General features: G+C 51.6%; 17 protein-coding genes. 8 read left to right on the top strand and 9 right to left on the bottom strand.

Annotation, left to right across the window (positions count from 1 at the left end; all coding sequences use genetic code 11):
* Positions 1 to 179: 179 nt before the first annotated feature.
* The 3 genes from SH467x_RS05310 to SH467x_RS05300 form a co-directional block, all read right to left on the bottom strand.
* Entirely contained in the window at positions 180 to 491 is a 312-nt protein-coding gene (locus SH467x_RS05310) for a hypothetical protein (RefSeq protein ID WP_482370248.1), read from the bottom strand.
* Between the two features lie 79 nt (positions 492 to 570).
* Positions 571 to 996 (bottom strand): type II toxin-antitoxin system VapC family toxin, encoded by a 426-nt coding sequence (locus SH467x_RS05305; RefSeq protein ID WP_482370247.1) that lies wholly within the window; start codon positions 994 to 996, stop codon positions 571 to 573.
* Entirely contained in the window at positions 996 to 1,193 is a 198-nt protein-coding gene (locus tag SH467x_RS05300) for a hypothetical protein (protein ID WP_482370241.1), read from the bottom strand. The genes SH467x_RS05305 and SH467x_RS05300 overlap by 1 nt, the downstream gene beginning before the upstream one ends.
* Positions 1,194 to 1,411: 218 nt before the next feature.
* On the opposite strand from SH467x_RS05300, the gene SH467x_RS05295 reads away from it, so the two are divergent.
* The 3 genes from SH467x_RS05295 to SH467x_RS05285 all read left to right on the top strand — a co-directional run bounded on the left by SH467x_RS05295 (position 1,412) and on the right by SH467x_RS05285 (position 5,413).
* Entirely contained in the window at positions 1,412 to 2,887 is a 1,476-nt protein-coding gene (locus tag SH467x_RS05295; protein WP_482370246.1) for an RHS repeat domain-containing protein, read from the top strand.
* A gap of 724 nt (positions 2,888 to 3,611) precedes the next feature.
* Complete coding sequence (locus SH467x_RS05290) at positions 3,612 to 4,997, top strand: RHS repeat domain-containing protein (protein ID WP_482370245.1); 1,386 nt, start codon at positions 3,612 to 3,614, stop codon at positions 4,995 to 4,997.
* Complete coding sequence (locus SH467x_RS05285; protein WP_482370244.1) at positions 4,997 to 5,413, top strand: tetratricopeptide repeat protein; 417 nt, start codon at positions 4,997 to 4,999, stop codon at positions 5,411 to 5,413. The genes SH467x_RS05290 and SH467x_RS05285 overlap by 1 nt, the downstream gene beginning before the upstream one ends.
* A 445-nt stretch (positions 5,414 to 5,858) precedes the next feature.
* On the opposite strand, the gene SH467x_RS05280 is transcribed toward SH467x_RS05285, so the two are convergent.
* Positions 5,859 to 6,149, bottom strand: a complete 291-nt coding sequence (locus SH467x_RS05280) for a hypothetical protein (protein WP_482371421.1) — start codon at positions 6,147 to 6,149, stop codon at positions 5,859 to 5,861.
* Between the two features lie 49 nt (positions 6,150 to 6,198).
* Between SH467x_RS05280 and SH467x_RS05275 the strand changes: the two genes are divergently transcribed.
* Positions 6,199 to 7,206 (top strand): RHS repeat domain-containing protein, encoded by a 1,008-nt coding sequence (locus SH467x_RS05275; RefSeq protein ID WP_482371341.1) that lies wholly within the window; start codon positions 6,199 to 6,201, stop codon positions 7,204 to 7,206.
* A gap of 774 nt (positions 7,207 to 7,980) precedes the next feature.
* On the opposite strand, the gene SH467x_RS05270 is transcribed toward SH467x_RS05275, so the two are convergent.
* Both SH467x_RS05270 and SH467x_RS05265 read right to left on the bottom strand, forming a co-directional pair.
* Positions 7,981 to 8,292, bottom strand: a complete 312-nt coding sequence (locus SH467x_RS05270) for a hypothetical protein (protein WP_482370243.1) — start codon at positions 8,290 to 8,292, stop codon at positions 7,981 to 7,983.
* Positions 8,293 to 8,371: 79 nt separating this feature from the next.
* Positions 8,372 to 8,833, bottom strand: a complete 462-nt coding sequence (locus tag SH467x_RS05265) for a type II toxin-antitoxin system VapC family toxin (protein ID WP_482370242.1) — start codon at positions 8,831 to 8,833, stop codon at positions 8,372 to 8,374.
* A gap of 9 nt (positions 8,834 to 8,842) precedes the next feature.
* Between SH467x_RS05265 and SH467x_RS05260 the strand changes: the two genes are divergently transcribed.
* Positions 8,843 to 10,060: an ISAzo13 family transposase gene (locus SH467x_RS05260; RefSeq protein ID WP_482367239.1), complete on the top strand. Its 1,218-nt coding sequence runs from the start codon at positions 8,843 to 8,845 to the stop codon at positions 10,058 to 10,060.
* 59 nt (positions 10,061 to 10,119) lie between these two features.
* Here the strand turns inward: SH467x_RS05260 and SH467x_RS05255 are convergent, their stop codons facing one another.
* Positions 10,120 to 10,317 (bottom strand): hypothetical protein, encoded by a 198-nt coding sequence (locus tag SH467x_RS05255; protein WP_482370241.1) that lies wholly within the window; start codon positions 10,315 to 10,317, stop codon positions 10,120 to 10,122.
* Positions 10,318 to 10,535: 218 nt separating this feature from the next.
* Here SH467x_RS05255 and SH467x_RS05250 point away from each other — a divergent pair, with 218 nt between their 5' ends.
* Positions 10,536 to 11,804 carry an RHS repeat domain-containing protein gene (locus SH467x_RS05250; protein ID WP_482370240.1) on the top strand — a complete coding sequence of 423 codons (1,269 nt, stop codon included), beginning with the start codon at positions 10,536 to 10,538 and terminating at the stop codon, positions 11,802 to 11,804.
* Between the two features lie 962 nt (positions 11,805 to 12,766).
* On the opposite strand, the gene SH467x_RS05245 is transcribed toward SH467x_RS05250, so the two are convergent.
* Both SH467x_RS05245 and SH467x_RS05240 read right to left on the bottom strand, forming a co-directional pair.
* Positions 12,767 to 13,333: a hypothetical protein gene (locus tag SH467x_RS05245; RefSeq protein ID WP_482370239.1), complete on the bottom strand. Its 567-nt coding sequence runs from the start codon at positions 13,331 to 13,333 to the stop codon at positions 12,767 to 12,769.
* A 362-nt stretch (positions 13,334 to 13,695) separates the two neighbouring features.
* Positions 13,696 to 15,144 carry a Gfo/Idh/MocA family protein gene (locus SH467x_RS05240; protein ID WP_482370238.1) on the bottom strand — a complete coding sequence of 483 codons (1,449 nt, stop codon included), beginning with the start codon at positions 15,142 to 15,144 and terminating at the stop codon, positions 13,696 to 13,698.
* 93 nt (positions 15,145 to 15,237) lie between these two features.
* Here SH467x_RS05240 and SH467x_RS05235 point away from each other — a divergent pair, with 93 nt between their 5' ends.
* Both SH467x_RS05235 and SH467x_RS05230 read left to right on the top strand, forming a co-directional pair.
* Positions 15,238 to 15,708: a hypothetical protein gene (locus SH467x_RS05235; RefSeq protein ID WP_482370237.1), complete on the top strand. Its 471-nt coding sequence runs from the start codon at positions 15,238 to 15,240 to the stop codon at positions 15,706 to 15,708.
* A gap of 41 nt (positions 15,709 to 15,749) precedes the next feature.
* On the top strand, positions 15,750 to 16,637 hold the full coding sequence (locus SH467x_RS05230) for a sugar phosphate isomerase/epimerase family protein (protein WP_482370236.1): 888 nt from the start codon (positions 15,750 to 15,752) through the stop codon (positions 16,635 to 16,637).
* Positions 16,638 to 16,675: the final 38 nt, after the last annotated feature.

Here is a 16,675-nt window from a genome sequence, read left to right as displayed (position 1 = left end):
GGCGGCCAATGAGCCGCTTGCGAGCAAGAAGATGCACCGAGTGCTTCGTTTGATCCATTTTACGTCCGGTAAGGACGGACCTTCAGACAGCTCGCTCCGAATCGCATGCAGCAGAGAGGCGATTAGGTGAGGTAGCGAGCAGTTCGAGCGTGATGGATGGCGAACGACGTTCTTCATCACTAGATGTCCGGTAATGGAAGGTTTACCGAGACGTAGCAGCAGGTTGCCCCGAAGCGAAGAGATGCTTCTTCGGTCTGCAGATTTTCTCCTTCACACTGAATCACCATCCATGCCAGGAGCTCCTTTACAGCCAGCGCCTTCTTCCAGTTGGCAAGCAACCCTTGCTTCGGTGCAAGGCTCTCTAAGCGAGCTTTCGATCGGATCAATTGATCGAGCGTGGTAGGCGCCTTCGAATATTGTTCGATCGCATGCTCTACCCGGTGGATGAACTCCCAAGTCGCCATGCGATCGCGGTACCCTTCCAAGCGCATCCCCGGCGTACCACACCGCAAGCACTTGGGCCGATTATCGATCTTCGGAAGTTCAAGCTCATGGAGACTCGCTGAATCTTCAAAGAAGCCAGTCGGCGATCTGAAGTCCTGGAATTCGTTCAAAGTCGACCGAATTCTGCGTTAGTAGAATCATTTGATTGGAAATGGCAATGGAAGCAATCCTCAAGTCCATCGAACCATCTCGCAAATTACAGCTAATCAAATGATCGAGGATCTTCGCAGACTTGCGGTCAAATGGCAGATGCTGCATAGCGGAGAAATCACGCAGGATACCCTCAAACTCGGCATACGCACGAACAAGCGATTCGCTACCACGACGCTTGGCAATGTAGGCGTTCCAGCCATTCACCAGTTCGTGAAACGACACGATTGATACAAAAAACTGCTCACCGGTGTATCGCTCGAGTCGAGAACAAAGCTTTTCATACTCCAAACCTTCACCGCGCTGCCAAACGCTAATGTGGTTGGTATCAAAAAGAAACACTACAGATTCCCCTCACAGGACTCTTGATCTCGGAGTTCTTTGCCTAGCTTGACGATCTCTTCAAAATCAGGATCCCCTTTGAAGGTCCCCTTGACTCTTTCGAGCCAACCGAGCCTTGAGCTCTCCGCTTGTTTGTCGCGTTTGATTATTTCTAATTCGCGCTCAACTTTTGCGAGACGCTCTTCTACAGTAGCCATGTCCACCTCCAAAGTCCGAAGTTTCTCTCGTTCCAGTCTAGCTCTCGCGTTCGAAAAAGGGAGAGGTAGATCGAGAGGCCCCTTGGGAACGATCGCCGATTCGGACAACCAAATCTCCCCCCCATGAAAATTCTCCCCACGGCTAGCAATCGCTCGGGTACAATCGCAACACAATCTGTTTTCCTAACGCCTAAAGTCTAACGCCTAACGCCTTCCCCATGAGCAATTACGGGTTTACTTCAGCAGGCACCAGTTACGACGACGAGGACCGTCTCACCGGCTTCGCCCGTGCTAGCGGAACGTTTACCCAATCGTGGAGTCTCACTAGTGTGGGTGACTGGAACAGCATCACCACCAATGGTACGGCGCAGAACCGCACCCATGGTCCGACCCACCTGCGCCACCTATGCCCTGATTGTTCCTTGTCTTCCTCTAGCCTCTCGCCTCCAGCCTCCGGCCTGCTCCCCGACTTCGACAACAAGCTCAAGAGCGCCGATGTGGACAACAACGGCTCGAACGATGTCACGTTCCAGTACGACGCATTGGGCAGACGCGTAGCACGACAAGGAACCTCCGGCTCCTTCGTTTACGTGCAGCATGACCAACAGACGATCGCCGATTACGGATACGGGGATGCTCCTAGCTCGCCAACGCATCGCTATGTCTACGCTAGCTACATCGACGAACCGGTTGTGCGCAAGGCAGCTGGTACCAGTGGAACGATTCACTACTACCAAAGCAACCAGCAGTACAGCATCACGGCAGTAACCACTTCTTTGGGCTCCGTAGCGGAACGCTACGCCTACACGGCCTACGGCCAGCCAACCATCCTCGATGGCTCAGGCTCGGTGCTCTCGAGTTCCGCGATTAATAATCGCTATACCTACACCGGGCGTGAATGGGATCAAACGCTAGGCTTGTATCACTTCAGGGCGAGGTGGATGAGTGGACTCGCAGGTAGGTTTATGGGCAGAGATCCGATCGGGTATTGGGATGGTTCAAGTCTTGTCGTAACATATTTCGTCCCTCATGGAGTAGATCCATCTGGGCTCGATTTTATTTTTACGCAACCATCAGCGCCACAACCACCAATATTCTTGTCACCATTTCCTAGTGTAACCATTCCGCCAGGCACAATTGACTTGGAGAATTTGGTGCCATCGCCGCCTACCTCCCCGTTACCGCCCATTGTTGGGCCAGTTATGGGGTGCATTGACTTAGCAACTGTAATCGATTGGATGTTGTCGACCGACGAGGAAAAGCGTTTGTGGCGGCATTTCGTTGCTGGCAGCGGTGGCGATTTAAACTTAAGTGAAACAGAGACATGTGCGGCCATTGGAAGTGCGATGGGTACTGCTAGTGCGGCATGTATGACTGCTTGCAAAGGTAAATCTTCAGGTCGAACGCCGCTTAGCATTCCGATAGATGAGGTTGCTTCATCTCCATGGAGTGCTGGTATTGGTGGATTTTCGACAAGAGTCGGTTGTCACTGCAAACCTTGTTATGTTAGCTTAGATGCATGTATTGCCGACCCGTACGATTTTGATCCGAGGTACTTCAGTACACATAGAACACTTCCGGCAGAAGTAAAGACTATGCTTGTTGCAATGGCTAATGGTCTGTTGGATTGCGGCTGGAGGACATTTACGACAAGGGGTTGCTGTGTTCAGGATTTGATGACCACGAGGCAATAGTTTCGCATGAAAGAGTCCAGCAATCCTTACTCAATCCATAGTTGCGAAGCTATGGTCTGCAAATCGAAGATTAAAAAGAGTCGATTTAAACAGCGATGTTATATGCTAGGCATCACATTGAGTTCATGGCTGCCTTTGTGTTTTTGTTCGTTACCGGCATTAACATCCGTTTTGGTACTCTTAGCTCCTGCTCCAATCTTCATTGTTTTTTGGAGCCGATCAGGGGTAAGTGTCTATGGGTTGATTGCATGGATTATTCTTTTTCTGATATTTATTACAATATGGGTGGCGGTTGACATTGCGTTTTGTGGTATGGCTGGAATTCAATGAGTGATGATGAGGCTCCTCCATTCGATTCCTCCAGTTACTTTAGGGGGGGTGTAATAGTTCACCAATAAGAACTAAACCAACTCATTAAACAGATCCGCCGATGCGGGGGCACAGGGATGACCGAAGTTGGTTTTCCCTGCATTTTCTCTATGGTTTTTTTGTGGGGGTAATCCCCTCGAGTCTATCGCTCGCAGGGCCGCAAGATGGCGGCCAAATAGCCGCTTGCGAGCAGGATGATGCCTTCGCCTTTCGCTCGATCGCATAGGTCTTTTAGTCCCGGTAGGGACGGCAGAGAATAGCCCAGCCTTTCAAGGCTGGGTATGGGGATGATCATCGCGTCAGTCCCGTTAGGGACGAAAGAAAACGCGGCGAAGTAGATGTGATAAGCATTAGAATGCACCGAAGCTTGAGGCACATCACCGGATCGGTTTACTACCCGTCCAGTGCATCGAACCAAGCTTATGACATTGCACATTCTCCCCCTCATCCCCAGCCCTTCTCCCCCGCAAAGCCGGGGGCGAAGGGGGCCAGAATTTTCGAGGACGCAATCCTCGGTTCGCAATCGCTGCAAGCGGCGTTGGGATTGGTTACAATAGCGGCTATGCACCCCCAAAACGCCATGCGTGAAACATCTCCAGAGCTTTGCTCCGCGCTCCCCCGCACAGGAGAGCCAAGTACAACCTTCGGTTGCACCGAAGCTTCTACGCCTTCTTGGCTGTGCTTCCATGTGCACTCCGTCAATGCCAGCGTTGGTCCGTCCCTTGATGAAGCCACCACTGCCACTTGGCGCTACCAAAGAAACCAGCAGTACAGTATCACCGCAGTGACCACTTCTTCAGGCTCCGTAGCAGAGCGCTACGCCTACACGGCCTACGGCCAGCCAACCATCCTCGATGGTTCAGGCTCGGTCCTTTCGAGCTCCGCGATCAATAATCGCTACACCTATACAGGGCGTGAGTGGGATCAGACGCTTGGGCTCTATCACTTCCGGGCAAGGTGGATGAGCGGGCTCGCGGGTAGGTTCATGGAGAGGGATCCGATCGGGTACTTTGGTAGTCCATTCGGCCTGTACCGTCAGTTTCAAGGGTATGCGTTAATCGTTATAGACCCTCACGGAAGTGAAGTGATTACGGCGGGAACTGTTGGCGTTGGTAGCGTCATCGTAGCAGGCGGAACATCCACAACAACGGTCATAGTTTCCGGAGGAACATCAACACTTGTGGGAGGTACAACTTTAGGAGGTAGCGTCGGTGCGGGTTCAGGAATAGTAGGAATCGTTTCTACGGGTGGAGCTGCCGCAGGTGGAGGTGTTGCCGCGAGCAGCGGAACTGCAGTTGCCGCAGGAGGAGGCACGGCCGTAGTTGGTGGAGGGCTCGCTGCAACAGTTGGTATTGCCGTTGTGCCCGGTACCATTCTTGGTTACGGCATCTATTCCACCCCTGTTATCGGTACTCAAAACTGGCTGGAACCTGGATTGACGCAAGTTGCTTACTACTTTTTCCCAGCAAACCACCCACCTATACAAACACTAAATGACCCAAAACCTTTCCCCTACCCAGTCTCAGAGCCGACTCCTGCTCCCATACCAGTCACTAACGACTGCGATGAAGAAGAACGCAGGTTTAAAGATTGCGTAGATCAGTTTGACGACGATACAACGTGGTGCGATGAAACTTTTCGGGGGTATACGAATGTCGCCTGTCATCGTTGGGCTTCACTTGAGCTTCTAAAGTGTAGGGCTGGCACACCTAGATCTCCTTTTTCTCCACCGAGAAGATAATGAATAAATCGAGAGATCCACTTTACAGAGAAGCGATGATTCTGTTGGCCTGCGGTGACGGTGAAGTTGCCAGGATGAAGTTGAGTGAGTGCTTGGGTAGAGAAAATGAATCAGTATGGAAGGCGTTTTTTTACTGCAAAATCGCGGAGAGTTTTGCACGAGACGGAAACTTGGATAAAGCTATAGGCTTGTTTGACAAAGCCTTACAAATTGACGATTCTCCGATTAGTCTTGTTAGTTACGCCGAGTTCGCCGCCAATAGCTTGAAAGATGAGAAACTTTCTTTGGAGTTATTCGAGAAAGCGTTGACGACAGGTCGGAAATCTTGGGATGACCCTTCAAGCTGGGATTTGTTCTATCAGCGAACACTCCAAAGAATTGATAGTCTGGGATTAGCTTGGCCTGAAGAGCAATAATCAGACTGACTTGGTTCGCTCACCCAATAAGAACTAAACCAACTCATTAAACAGATCCGCCGATGCGTGGGCGCGGGGATCACCGAAGTTGGTTTTCACTGCATTTCCTCTATGGTTTTTTTGTGAGGGTAATCCCCTCGAGTCTATCGCTCGCAGGGCCGCAAGATGGCGGCCAAATAGCCGCTTGCGAGCAGGATGATGCCTTCGCCTTTCGCTCGATCGCATAGGTCTTTTAGTCCCGGTAGGGACGGCAGAGAATAGCCCAGCCTTTCAAGGCTGGGTATGGGGATGATCATCGCGTCAGTCCCGTTAGGGACGAAAGAAAACGCGGCGAAGTAGATGTGATAAGCATTAGAATGCACCGAAGCTTGAGGCACATCACCGGATCGGTTTACTACCCGTCCAGTGCATCGAACCAAGCTTATGACATTGCACATTCTCCCCCTCATCCCCAGCCCTTCTCCCCCGCAAAGCCGGGGGCGAAGGGGGCCAGAATTTTCGAGGACGCAATCCTCGGTTTGCAATCGCTGCAAGCGGCGTTGGGATTGGTTACAATAGCCGCCATGCACCCCCAAAACGCCATGCTTGAAACATCTCCAGAGCTTTGCTCCGCGCGCCCCCGCACGGGAGAGCCAAATGAAACCTTCGGTTGCACCGAAGCTTCTACTCCTGCTTCGCCGTTCTTCAGTGTCCATTCCGTCAATGCCAGCGTTGGTCCGTCCCTTGATGAAGCCACCACTGCCACTTGGCGCTACCAAAGAAACCAGCAGTACAGTATCACCGCAGTGACCACTTCTTCAGGCTCCGTAGCAGAGCGCTACGCCTACACGGCCTACGGCCAGCCAACCATCCTCGATGGTTCAGGCTCCGTCCTCTCGAGCTCACCGATTAATAATCGCTATACCTACACAGGTCGTGAATGGGACCAGACGCTTGGCTTGTATCACTTCAGGGCACGGTGGATGAGTGGGCTCGCGGGAAGGTTCCTGGGGAGGGATCCGATTGGGTATTCAGGCATTAGCAAGGATTTGTATGAGTTCGTTGAGAATGCGGCATTGTCCCGTTTAGATCCGCTGGGAACACGATCAATTTCTTCCCTCGATGTAGACGAAGGACCGTGCAATAGGCGAGGTGGTTCCCGCGGGCATGCTTCAGAATGCAGGCGTTGCGGAAACATTTTGCGTCGATGGATCGATCGAGAAATCTCAAGAGTCAATCCAACTCTCCAGCAGCTGTTGGACCGCTTACCCAACTGCCCCTGTGCCGTCTCCCGACCGATACGAAAGCCACTGAGCTGTGCGCCGACGGGGCATCCTGGATTCTACGAGGAATTGGAGTTCTTTATGCCAAATGGTTGGAGCACGGATTTGGCTGTCGCCATTCCAGGCTTACCAATTTTGGGTGGCTATCAAGTTTGGTCGTTTCACCCGGGGGCGAGTCAGTGTATTAGATCACATGGCGGTAGACAGGATCGACCAACACAGCAATGCTGTTATGACCATCATGGAAAGTTGATAACAGATGGGCCTGCATCCGGATCACCGGACATAAACGACCCGGGGCACTTTGCAGGAGAAGTAGACCCGTTTCTATGTGCATTGTTTTTGGATGACGGCGGAAGCCACGGAATCGATGGATCTCACACCGGTGCGCCGAGTCGACCGGGTCACAACGTTGGCTTGTATAATTCTTTCAGACCGTCGAATAATGGAAATGGTTGTGCTGGGAATACTAGGGGTTATGCGCCCGGACACAATTCTAGTCCAGCAGTGATAAGCGAATCGCATCGTTGAGTTGGCATCAAAGATCTACAGATTAGATTCGACTGTTGAATGGATGAGCCTTCTTCAAGCGGATCCGAGGTTTAAAGGATGGACAGTAATGACTTACGTTTCAAAAGGAAATTTCTGGGCTTGTACATTTTTTTTGGAGTGACTTGTGTCGCAATTGCTACGTCTGTGGGCTTTTGGAACAGTGACTATCCGGGGAAAATCAGGTTCGGGGTAGTCGCGTCAATAGGCGTTGTCATTGCGGCTATTCCATATGTCGCACTGACCGTTAGTAATTCACCTACCAGTCGAGCGATTTCGCTCTTTTTTTGGTTCGCACTATTTTTCTATTCAATTGCAACTTACCTTGTGGCGATCGCAATCTCAAGAATGTCTTAACATATAATTGCTGTGGTGTCAGGCAAAGCGATTCGGATTTACCTTTGTATTGAACGCCTTCATCAACAACCGTTCACCAATAAGAACTAAACCAACTCATTAAACAGATCCGCCGATGCGGGGGCAAAGGGATCACCGAAGTTGGTTTTCCCTGCATTTTCTCTATGGTTTTTTTGTGGGGGTAATTCCCCCGAGTCTAACGCTCGAGGGGCCGCAAGATGGCGGCCAACGAGCCGCTTGCGAGCAAGAGGATGCACCGAGTGCTTCTTTTGGTCCATTTCAGGTCAGGCAACGACGGACCTTCAGACAACTCGCTTCGATTCGCATGCAACAGAGAAGCGATTAGGTGAGGTAGCGAGCAGTTCGAGCGTGATGGTTTCTGAACGAGGCCTTTCATCATTAGATGTCCGGTAACGGAAGGTTCACCGACACGCAACAGCACGTTGCCCCGAACCGAAGGGACGCTTCTTCGGTTTGCAGATTCTCTCCATCACACTGAATCACCGTCCATGCTAAGAGTTCCTTTATCGCAAGCGCCTTCTTCCAGTTGGCAAGCAGCCCTTGCTTCGGTGCAAGGCTCTCTAAGCGAGCTTTCGATCGGATCAATTGATCGAGCGTGGTAGGTGCCTTCGAATATTGTTCGATCGCATGCTCTACCCGGTGGATAAACTCCCAAGTCGCCATGCGATCGCGGTACCCTTCCAAGCGCATCCCCGGCGTACCACACCGCAAGCACTTGGGCCGATTATCGATCTTCGGAAGTTCAAGCTCATGGAGTCTCGCTGAATCTTCAAAGAAGCCAGTCGGCGATCTGAAGTCCTGGAATTCGTTCAAAGTCGACCGAATTCTGCGTTAGTAGAATCATTTGATTGGAAATGGCAATGGAAGCAATCCTCAAGTCCATCGAACCATCTCGCAAATTACAGCTAATCAAATGATCGAGGATCTTCGCAGACTTGCGGTCAAATGGCAGATGCTGCATAGCGGAGAAATCACGCAGGATACCCTCAAACTCGGCATACGCACGAACAAGCGATTCGCTACCACGACGCTTGGCAATGTAGGCGTTCCAGCCATTCACCAGTTCGTGAAACGACACGATTGATACAAAAAACTGCTCACCGGTGTATCGCTCGAGTCGAGAACAAAGCTTTTCATACTCCAAACCTTCACCGCGCTGCCAAACGCTAAGGCTCCGTAAAGAAATAACTGTCCGGAGTTGGTATTGATTCTCGATTGGGTTTTCTGCCATGCTGTCAGCATGACGGAACGAAATGTTGTTGAATGGATTAGAAGCAAGTATACCGACATGTGTGCGAGCTTGAATGAACGGTCTCGAAGGCTTTGGTGCGCCGTCGAGGCACGGGCAATCGGCTATGGCGGCATTGTAACGGTTGCCGAGGCTACAGGAATCTCCGAGAGGACGATTCGACGTGGTTTAGCGGAATTGGAACGCGGCGTTGAAGTCCAACCGGGCAGACAACGAAAAAAGGGTGGTGGACGTCCGACGATTGAACAGAGGCAGCCTGGGATTCGCGCCGCCATCGAAAAAATTGTATCACCTTCGACTCGTGGCGACCCCATGGGACCTCTTCTATGGACATGCAAGAGCACCCGCTCGATCGCTACTGAGATGCAACGGATCGGCTTTTCGATTACCGCCCCGACGGTAGGAAAAGAGCTGCATGCCGCGGGGTACAGTCTTCAAGCAAACAGGAAGACTCGAGAAGGCGAAGACCATCCGGATCGTGATGAACAATTCCAATACATCAATCGACGTGCAAAGGCGTTTCAGCGAAGTGCCCAGCCAGTTGTTTCAGTAGACACCAAGAAGAAGGAAATCCTTGGAAAGAAGAAGAATGCGGGGCAGACATGGCGTCCGTCAGGACAACCGCTGGCGGTCGATACGCACGACTTTCCAGATGCCGCAAAAGGCAAAGCGGTGCCATATGGCGTTTACGACATAACGACCAACGAGGCTGTGGTGAATGTCGGCATCAATCATGATACCGCGCAGTTTGCGGTTGCATCGATCGAGCTATGGTGGAGACGCCTCGGCAAGAAGCGGCACAAGAACTCGACCCGCTTGATGATCACCGCCGATAGCGGCGGAAGCAATGGTGCAAGAAATCGACTATGGAAATATGAGCTGCAACGCCTTGCGAACAAAACAAACCTAGAGATTGAGGTGTGCCACTTTCCGCCAGGAACAAGCAAATGGAATAAAATTGAGCACCGTGTCTTCTGCCACATCACAAGCAACTGGCGAGGCACCCCACTGGAAACCTACGAGGTAATTGTTCAATTGATCGGATCAACGACGACGGCGAAAGGGCTTGAAATACACGCCTTCCTTGATCAACGTGAGTACGAAAAGGCATTGAAGATTACGGATCAACAAATGGCTGACATTAATATTTTCCAAGCCAAGTTTCACGGAGACTGGAACTACACAATCAAGCCGAACAAAAAAGACTAGACTAGACTGGACAGTTATTGCTTTACGGAGCCTAATATGGTTAGTATCAAAAAGAAACACTACAGATTCCCCTCACAGGACTCTTGGTCTCGGAGTTCTTTGCCTAGCTTGACGATCTCTTCAAAATCAGGATCCCCTTTGAAGGTCCCCTTGACTCTTTCGAGCCAACCGAGCCTTGAGCTCTCCGCTTGTTTGTCGCGTTTGATTATTTCTAATTCGCGCTCAACTTTTGCGAGACGCTCTTCTACAGTAGCCATGTCCACCTCCAAAGTCCGAAGTTTCTCTCGTTCCAGTCTAGCTCTCGCGTTCGAAAAAGGGAGAGGTAGATCGAGAGGCCCCTTGGGAACGATCGCCGATTCGGACAACCAAATCTCCCCCCCATGAAAATTCTCCCCACGGCTAGCAATCGCTCGGGTACAATCGCAACACAATCTGTTTTCCTAACGCCTAAAGTCTAACGCCTAACGCCTTCCCCATGAGCAATTACGGGTTTACTTCAGCAGGCACCAGTTACGACGACGAGGACCGTCTCACCGGCTTCGCCCGTGCTAGCGGAACGTTTACCCAATCGTGGAGTCTTACCAGTGTGGGTGACTGGAACAGCATCACCACCAATGGCACAGCGCAGAATCGCACCCATGGTCCGACCCACCTGCGCCACCTATGCCCTGATTGTTCCTTGTCTTCCTCTAGCCTCTCGCCTCCAGCCTCCGGCCTGCTCCCCGACTTCGACAACAAGCTCAAGAGTGCCGATGTGGACAACAACGGCTCGAACGATGTCACGTTCCAGTATGACGCACTGGGAAGACGCGTAGCACGGCAAGGAACCTCTGGCTCCTTCGTCTATGTGCAGCATGACCAGCAGACGATCGCCGATTACGGCTACGGGGATGCTCCTAGCTCGCCAACGCATCGTTATGTGGTCGCAAGCTACATTGACGAACCGGTGGTGCGCAAAGCGGCCGGAACTAGCGGAACGATCCACTATTACCACCGGAATCAGCAATACTCCATCACGGCAGTAACCACTTCTACGGGCTCCGTAGCGGAACGCTACGCCTACACGGCCTTCGGCCAGCCAACCATCCTTGATGGTTCTGGCTCGGTCCTCTCGAGTTCCGCGATTAATAATCGCTATACCTACACCGGGCGTGAATGGGATCAAACTCTTGGGCTGTATCACTTTAGGGCTAGGTGGATGAGCGGGCTCGCTGGTAGGTTTATGGGGAGGGATCCAATTGGGTATGACGCATACCATTACCTCAACCTATTTGCGAATTATCTTCTATTATCGAAGACCGATCCAACCGGTAATTCACCTTGCTTAATAGGTGGTGCTATCGGCGGTGGCGTTGGGATGGTATTCAGCCTATTCAGCAGTTATATTAATGGGGAAGGACCCTGCCAAACCGCATGCAAGGCGGCCGTCAATAGCCTCGCTGGTGGTATTGGAGGGTGTTTTGCTAGTTCTGGAGCTCCACCTTGCTTAACAGGTTTTTTAACGTCCTTGGCAAGTACCTTGGGCAACATGATATGTGATATGGCTTGCACTCGCTGCTTGCCAGATCGAAAGAACCTGATTTGTAATGCAGTCGGAACAGTCGTTTCTGGGCTGGTTGGTTGTTTGGGCAACATGTTTCCAAACGAGCCAGGAGCGGACTTCTCTGTCGAAGGAGGGGTAACCGCTGCCATTTCAAGTATCTTTGGAACGGACGTAAACATGATGTGTGCTCATCATATTTAGTTATTAAGGAGAGGGAAGTGGGAGATGCGCAAAGGAGATTTCGTTCAATTGCTGCGATATGCAGTCCAGCAATTGCAGTATTGAACTTCAGTATAATGCTCGGATATGAGTTCTTCGTCGATCGGAGCTATTTTGAGGTCATTTTTCTTTCCCTCTTAGTATCGAATTTAGTGTTGTTCGCAGTTATAAAGATCATTGATCGCATGCTAAATCAATTGGATGACATCGAGCGCTCCGGCGCGGTAGGGAATTCTGGAAAAATGCGTTCGAGAACTCGGCGCTATTAATCAAGTTGATTGTGCGGCGCGAGTTTCTCTGAGGGGCCACCTCGTGCAATCGATGCGCTTGGGCTCCGCCCGCCCTGTGCAAAAACTAGATTGCATCGAGCAAGGTGATTTTCCGAACGAAATAGGTAAGGGATCGAGAGCAGTTGGAATCACGTTTGAGATAGCACATTGATCATTTTTGGACACAGATGGCTGCGGTGCAGATGGATGTTCGCGTCGTGCGCAGCAGTAAGCATAAACCTGAAGTGAACGTATCAAAGGAAGTGGAACGATGACTTGAGCTACGCCGCTCTGCGGCTATAGCTCTTGAGCAGTCCACCGAGCCGTTCTTTGCAACGAATCTCAGAAATCGGAATCGAAACGGTTTCGGATGGCTTCGTTCCAGACTTCGTTCGTTTCGGCGCTGCAGAACATTTTGGAAAAAAGCGTTCGAGAACTCGGCGCTATTAGTCGAGTTGATGGTACGGCGCGAGTTTCTCTGAGGCCCGCCTCGTGAAATCGATGTGCTTGAACTCACTTCGGTGCAAACTGGCGATCTGTTGGGGCGTTTCTGTAGTTTTGTGAGTTGGTTCTACCTCGATTTTCTGGATTGCGACGGTCAATCAGACATCCATCGAGTTTTGTTGCTCGCCTGGTGACACTCTTTTCTTGGTACAAGACGCAGTTGTACAAGGCTTAGCTCGTGTTGTTTTGGAGTGATACAAGTTCTGGTTCGCTTTCTTTTGCTTTGCATAAATCACAGCTTAGAGCGCGATTGTGCGCTAACCTCGCAGTTCTCGCTGTTGCTCGCTTCTCGTTAAGGTCCACCGGAACTTTCGCACCGGTCCCAAAGTACATCTCGTCGGGCGTCTGCCCTTGAAAAGCAAAATGGGGAACAACCGAGTTGTGCTGCTCCACGTAGAAAGCAATGAGCTTGCGAATGGAACTCGCGCTATCGAGATCGTTCAAATACAACCACTGGTGCTTGAGCTGACGCCACCAGGCTTCGATCATGCTGTTTGATTCGACAATGTCGACTTGCGCAAGGATACGTTGGATCGTGCCATCAGAAACAAGCTCGTTTACCGTGCCATTCACGTTTTCAACGCCCGAATCCATGACCGCAGAGGGTACTGTGTTTTCGGGGAGTCCCTTCGTTGCTTCCTTAAGGAGTTCCGCTGTCGTGTCTGTTTCGAAGGTGTCGTTCAAGCGCCATGCGAGAATGCGGCGTGGGAAGTTATCGAGAATTGCGTGAAGGTACACGCGGCTACCATCGCGACAATATTGTTGCTATTCCTTATTAGTGGTGATTAGCGACGATTAGTGTTCTGCTCCCATGCAATGTCAGCACTTGAATGGTCGCGAAACCATAGGTTATCGATCACATTTTCGGTAGCACACGATTGTTTGGAAATCAACATTAGATCTCGAAAGACCTGCCGCGACGGGATTTTGCATCCTGCAACGGATGCTACTTTCCCTCTGAGTGGATTGCGTCCCGACGGGAATCGTGATTGCATTGTCCATCAGCCCGGGGTGGGGCTAGCTACCCCCGGGCTAATAGCTGATGTCCTTCTAGGACAAACCAAAGCCAAGTTGCTTTTCAGAAGTCAACCATACCTGAATCAGACTTGATCAGGCACCACAAACGGAGCGCGGTATTCGCGTTTCATGAATCGATTGGCCGCTTCCGATCCTTCACCGACGAATCGCTGTGTCTTTGGATCGATGGTCAGCATTTGGCTGAGTTTGAGATCTGCTTTGTCAATGTCCAACGAGTGGGCTTTGAGATGCGACTCCATTTCTTCGACCAGCGCGTTCCACTCGGGAACTTGGACTGCTATCGTATCCGCCTTGCTAAATGTCTTTCCGGTTTGGAAAGCAATATTGGCCAGGTTGCACCAACCGGTTGAGTCATGACCCACCTGCACATCCGTATTGAGCATCTTCGGATCGCGTGCTCGGACGGCGTTCAAGAAGTTCTCTTGGTGGAGTTTGTTGCCGCTGTTGCCAGAAAACTTTTTGATGAGTTTTCCTTCCTTGTCGAAAGCGGAAGCGGATCCTCGTTGGCCTTCAAAACGGCCCCCTTCGCAGTAGGCGATGTAGCCGCTTCCAGGACCAGGGACTTTCGGAGACTTATTGTTCCCAGGTGCACCGGGTAGATTCGAAAGCCCAATCACAACAGGAATGCTACCGGTATCAAAGTAGACGAAGTGAACGTTTGGGGTTTCTCCGGCATCGTTCCAAACGACTCGACCACCGCCGCCGAAAATTCGTTTGGGGAGAGCGACGGAGTCGCGGAAGATGTTGTTACGAAGATCGTCGAGAACGTGGACCCCCCAGTTCCCCATTTCGCCCGAACCGGTATTGAAATCCCAGTGCCAATCGTAGTGGAATTTCTCTCGAAACATGGGTCGTTCTTGGGCGGGGCCGAGCCAGAGGTTGTAATCGATTTTGGGATCGACGGTCAGCCGAGTAGAACGCTTGCCGATCGAAGCCCGCACTCCATAGCGATTGACGCGAGCCGAGAGGATCTTTCCTAGAGCCATTTCTTCGTGAAGGAATTTTTTGATCTCGGCCTGCATCGGGTCGGATCGTTGCTGCGTTCCGACTTGGCAAACACGGTTGTATTTACGAGCCGCCAGGATCGTCTGCTCCCCTTCCCACTGACTGTGCGAGAGAGGCTTTTCGACGTAGACATCTTTGCCTGCCTGCATGGCCCAGATTGCGGCGAGGCAGTGCCAATGGTTGCACGCAGCGATCACCACCGCGTCGATTTCTTTGTCGTCGAGGAGCTTCCGCAGATCCTGATAGCCTTTGGCGCTGGGGCTGAAGGACTTTTGTGCATTGTCAATTTTGGCTTGATCGGGATCGCAAACGGCGGCGATCTTCGCACCTTGAATTTTGGAGAAGGTACCCATATGCTCGCCCGCACGTCCACCGCAACCGATGAACCCGAGCCTCACTTCATCATTGGACAAGCCGTACGATGAGCGTACCGAGGAGGAGGCAGCGATGGCAACGCCGGCCATGGCTGTAGATTTGACGAAACTGCGGCGAGAGGATTGCTTCACGATCAAGTCCTGTTGTGGAGAGGAAGAGTGAACCGAGGGGTGGGATTTGCAAACTGGAAGTATAAACCAAAAAGGATCGCGAATCAAAAAACCATGGATGAAGAGACGGAAAGAGAACGGACCCTTTATCACGAAGCCGGACATTGTGTCATGGCGGTGGTGAGCGGTGCTTGGGTGGAGCGAGCTTCTGTCGAGCCGGAGGAGGATGGATTCCACGGACTGGTGGATATCCGATGGCCGCACAATTCCAATCGGCTCGATCAAATCTCGGTTGCTCTCGCCGGTCCGGTCGCCGAGATGATTATTCGATCCGAGCCGTTTCATCCCGGTTTGATTCCGGAATGGGCGCATGATTGGAAGCAAGCTTGGGCGTTGTGCAGACCCGGATGCCCAACGGATCGGGAGTGCCTTCGCCGAATCGAATCAATTGTTGCTAAACTTTACCATATGCTCTCTCAAGATCGTTGGTGGGCCGCCATTGCCGCGGTCAGCGATCTGTTAGATGCCCACGATGAAATCGAACACGAGACCATTGCTTACGAAGTTGCGAGCTGGCTTGAGTAACTATCGTACTCTGGTTATTGCCTTCCGACGAAAGATTGAGAATGCCGAAGATTGCTGCCTTCCCCAAAGCTTACATGCACGCGTTGTGCAGGGATGGGACGATGAAATTGGCCGAGTGGTTCCAATTGGCCAGTGGCTTGGGTGTCGATGGCGTGGAATTCTATGCAGGCTTCTTAGAAATGCAGGATCCAAGCAATTGGCCATCGATTCGTTTGCAAGTTGAGTCGATGGGATTGCAGATTCCCATGATGTGTTGTTCGCCGGACTTCACCCATCCCGATCCTTCCTTTCGAAGCCAGGAACTCGAAAAGCAGCGCTACTGGATCGACATGACCGCCGCCTTGGGTGGGAAATTTTGCCGTGTCCTGAGCGGGCAACGTCGACCGGAACTCACGAATCAAGAGGGGGTAAAGCTGGCTGCTGATTGTATCTACGAATGTTTGCCCTACGCCCAGGCCCAGGGTGTGACGCTCATTCTTGAGAATCATTACAAAGACGATTTTTGGGAGTATCCGGAGTTCGCACAAAAGATGGATGTCTTTTGCGCGTTGGTGGATGCGGTCGAGCATCCGAACTTTGGCGTTAACTACGACCCGAGCAATGCCTACATCGCGGGCGATGACCCGATCGAACTACTGAAGCGAGTCTCCCATCGGGTAGTCACGATGCACGCTAGTGATCGCTATTTGATCGACGGGACTTTGGAAGATTTGCGACGTGAAGAATCGGGTGCGGCAGGGTATGCGAAGCGACTGAGGCACGGTGAGATTGGAAAAGGACTCAATGATTACGACCAGATCTTCTCTGAACTAAAACGGGTGGGATTCGATAGCTGGATTAGTATCGAAGACGGAGTTGACGGAATCGAGCAGCTCGCGCGGAGCACTGCATTTCTCAAAAAGAAAGTAGCGCAATATTGGCCTGGATAGCTCGAGCCGTGAGGGGTTGAGCAAGCGTTGAGGGCGAG

Origin of the sequence: Brakhagea slesvicensis, assembly GCF_052161625.1 — a bacterium.
Classification (GTDB): domain Bacteria; phylum Planctomycetota; class Planctomycetia; order Pirellulales; family Pirellulaceae; genus JBKCUI01.
This window is presented reverse-complemented; position numbering and strand designations above follow the sequence as displayed.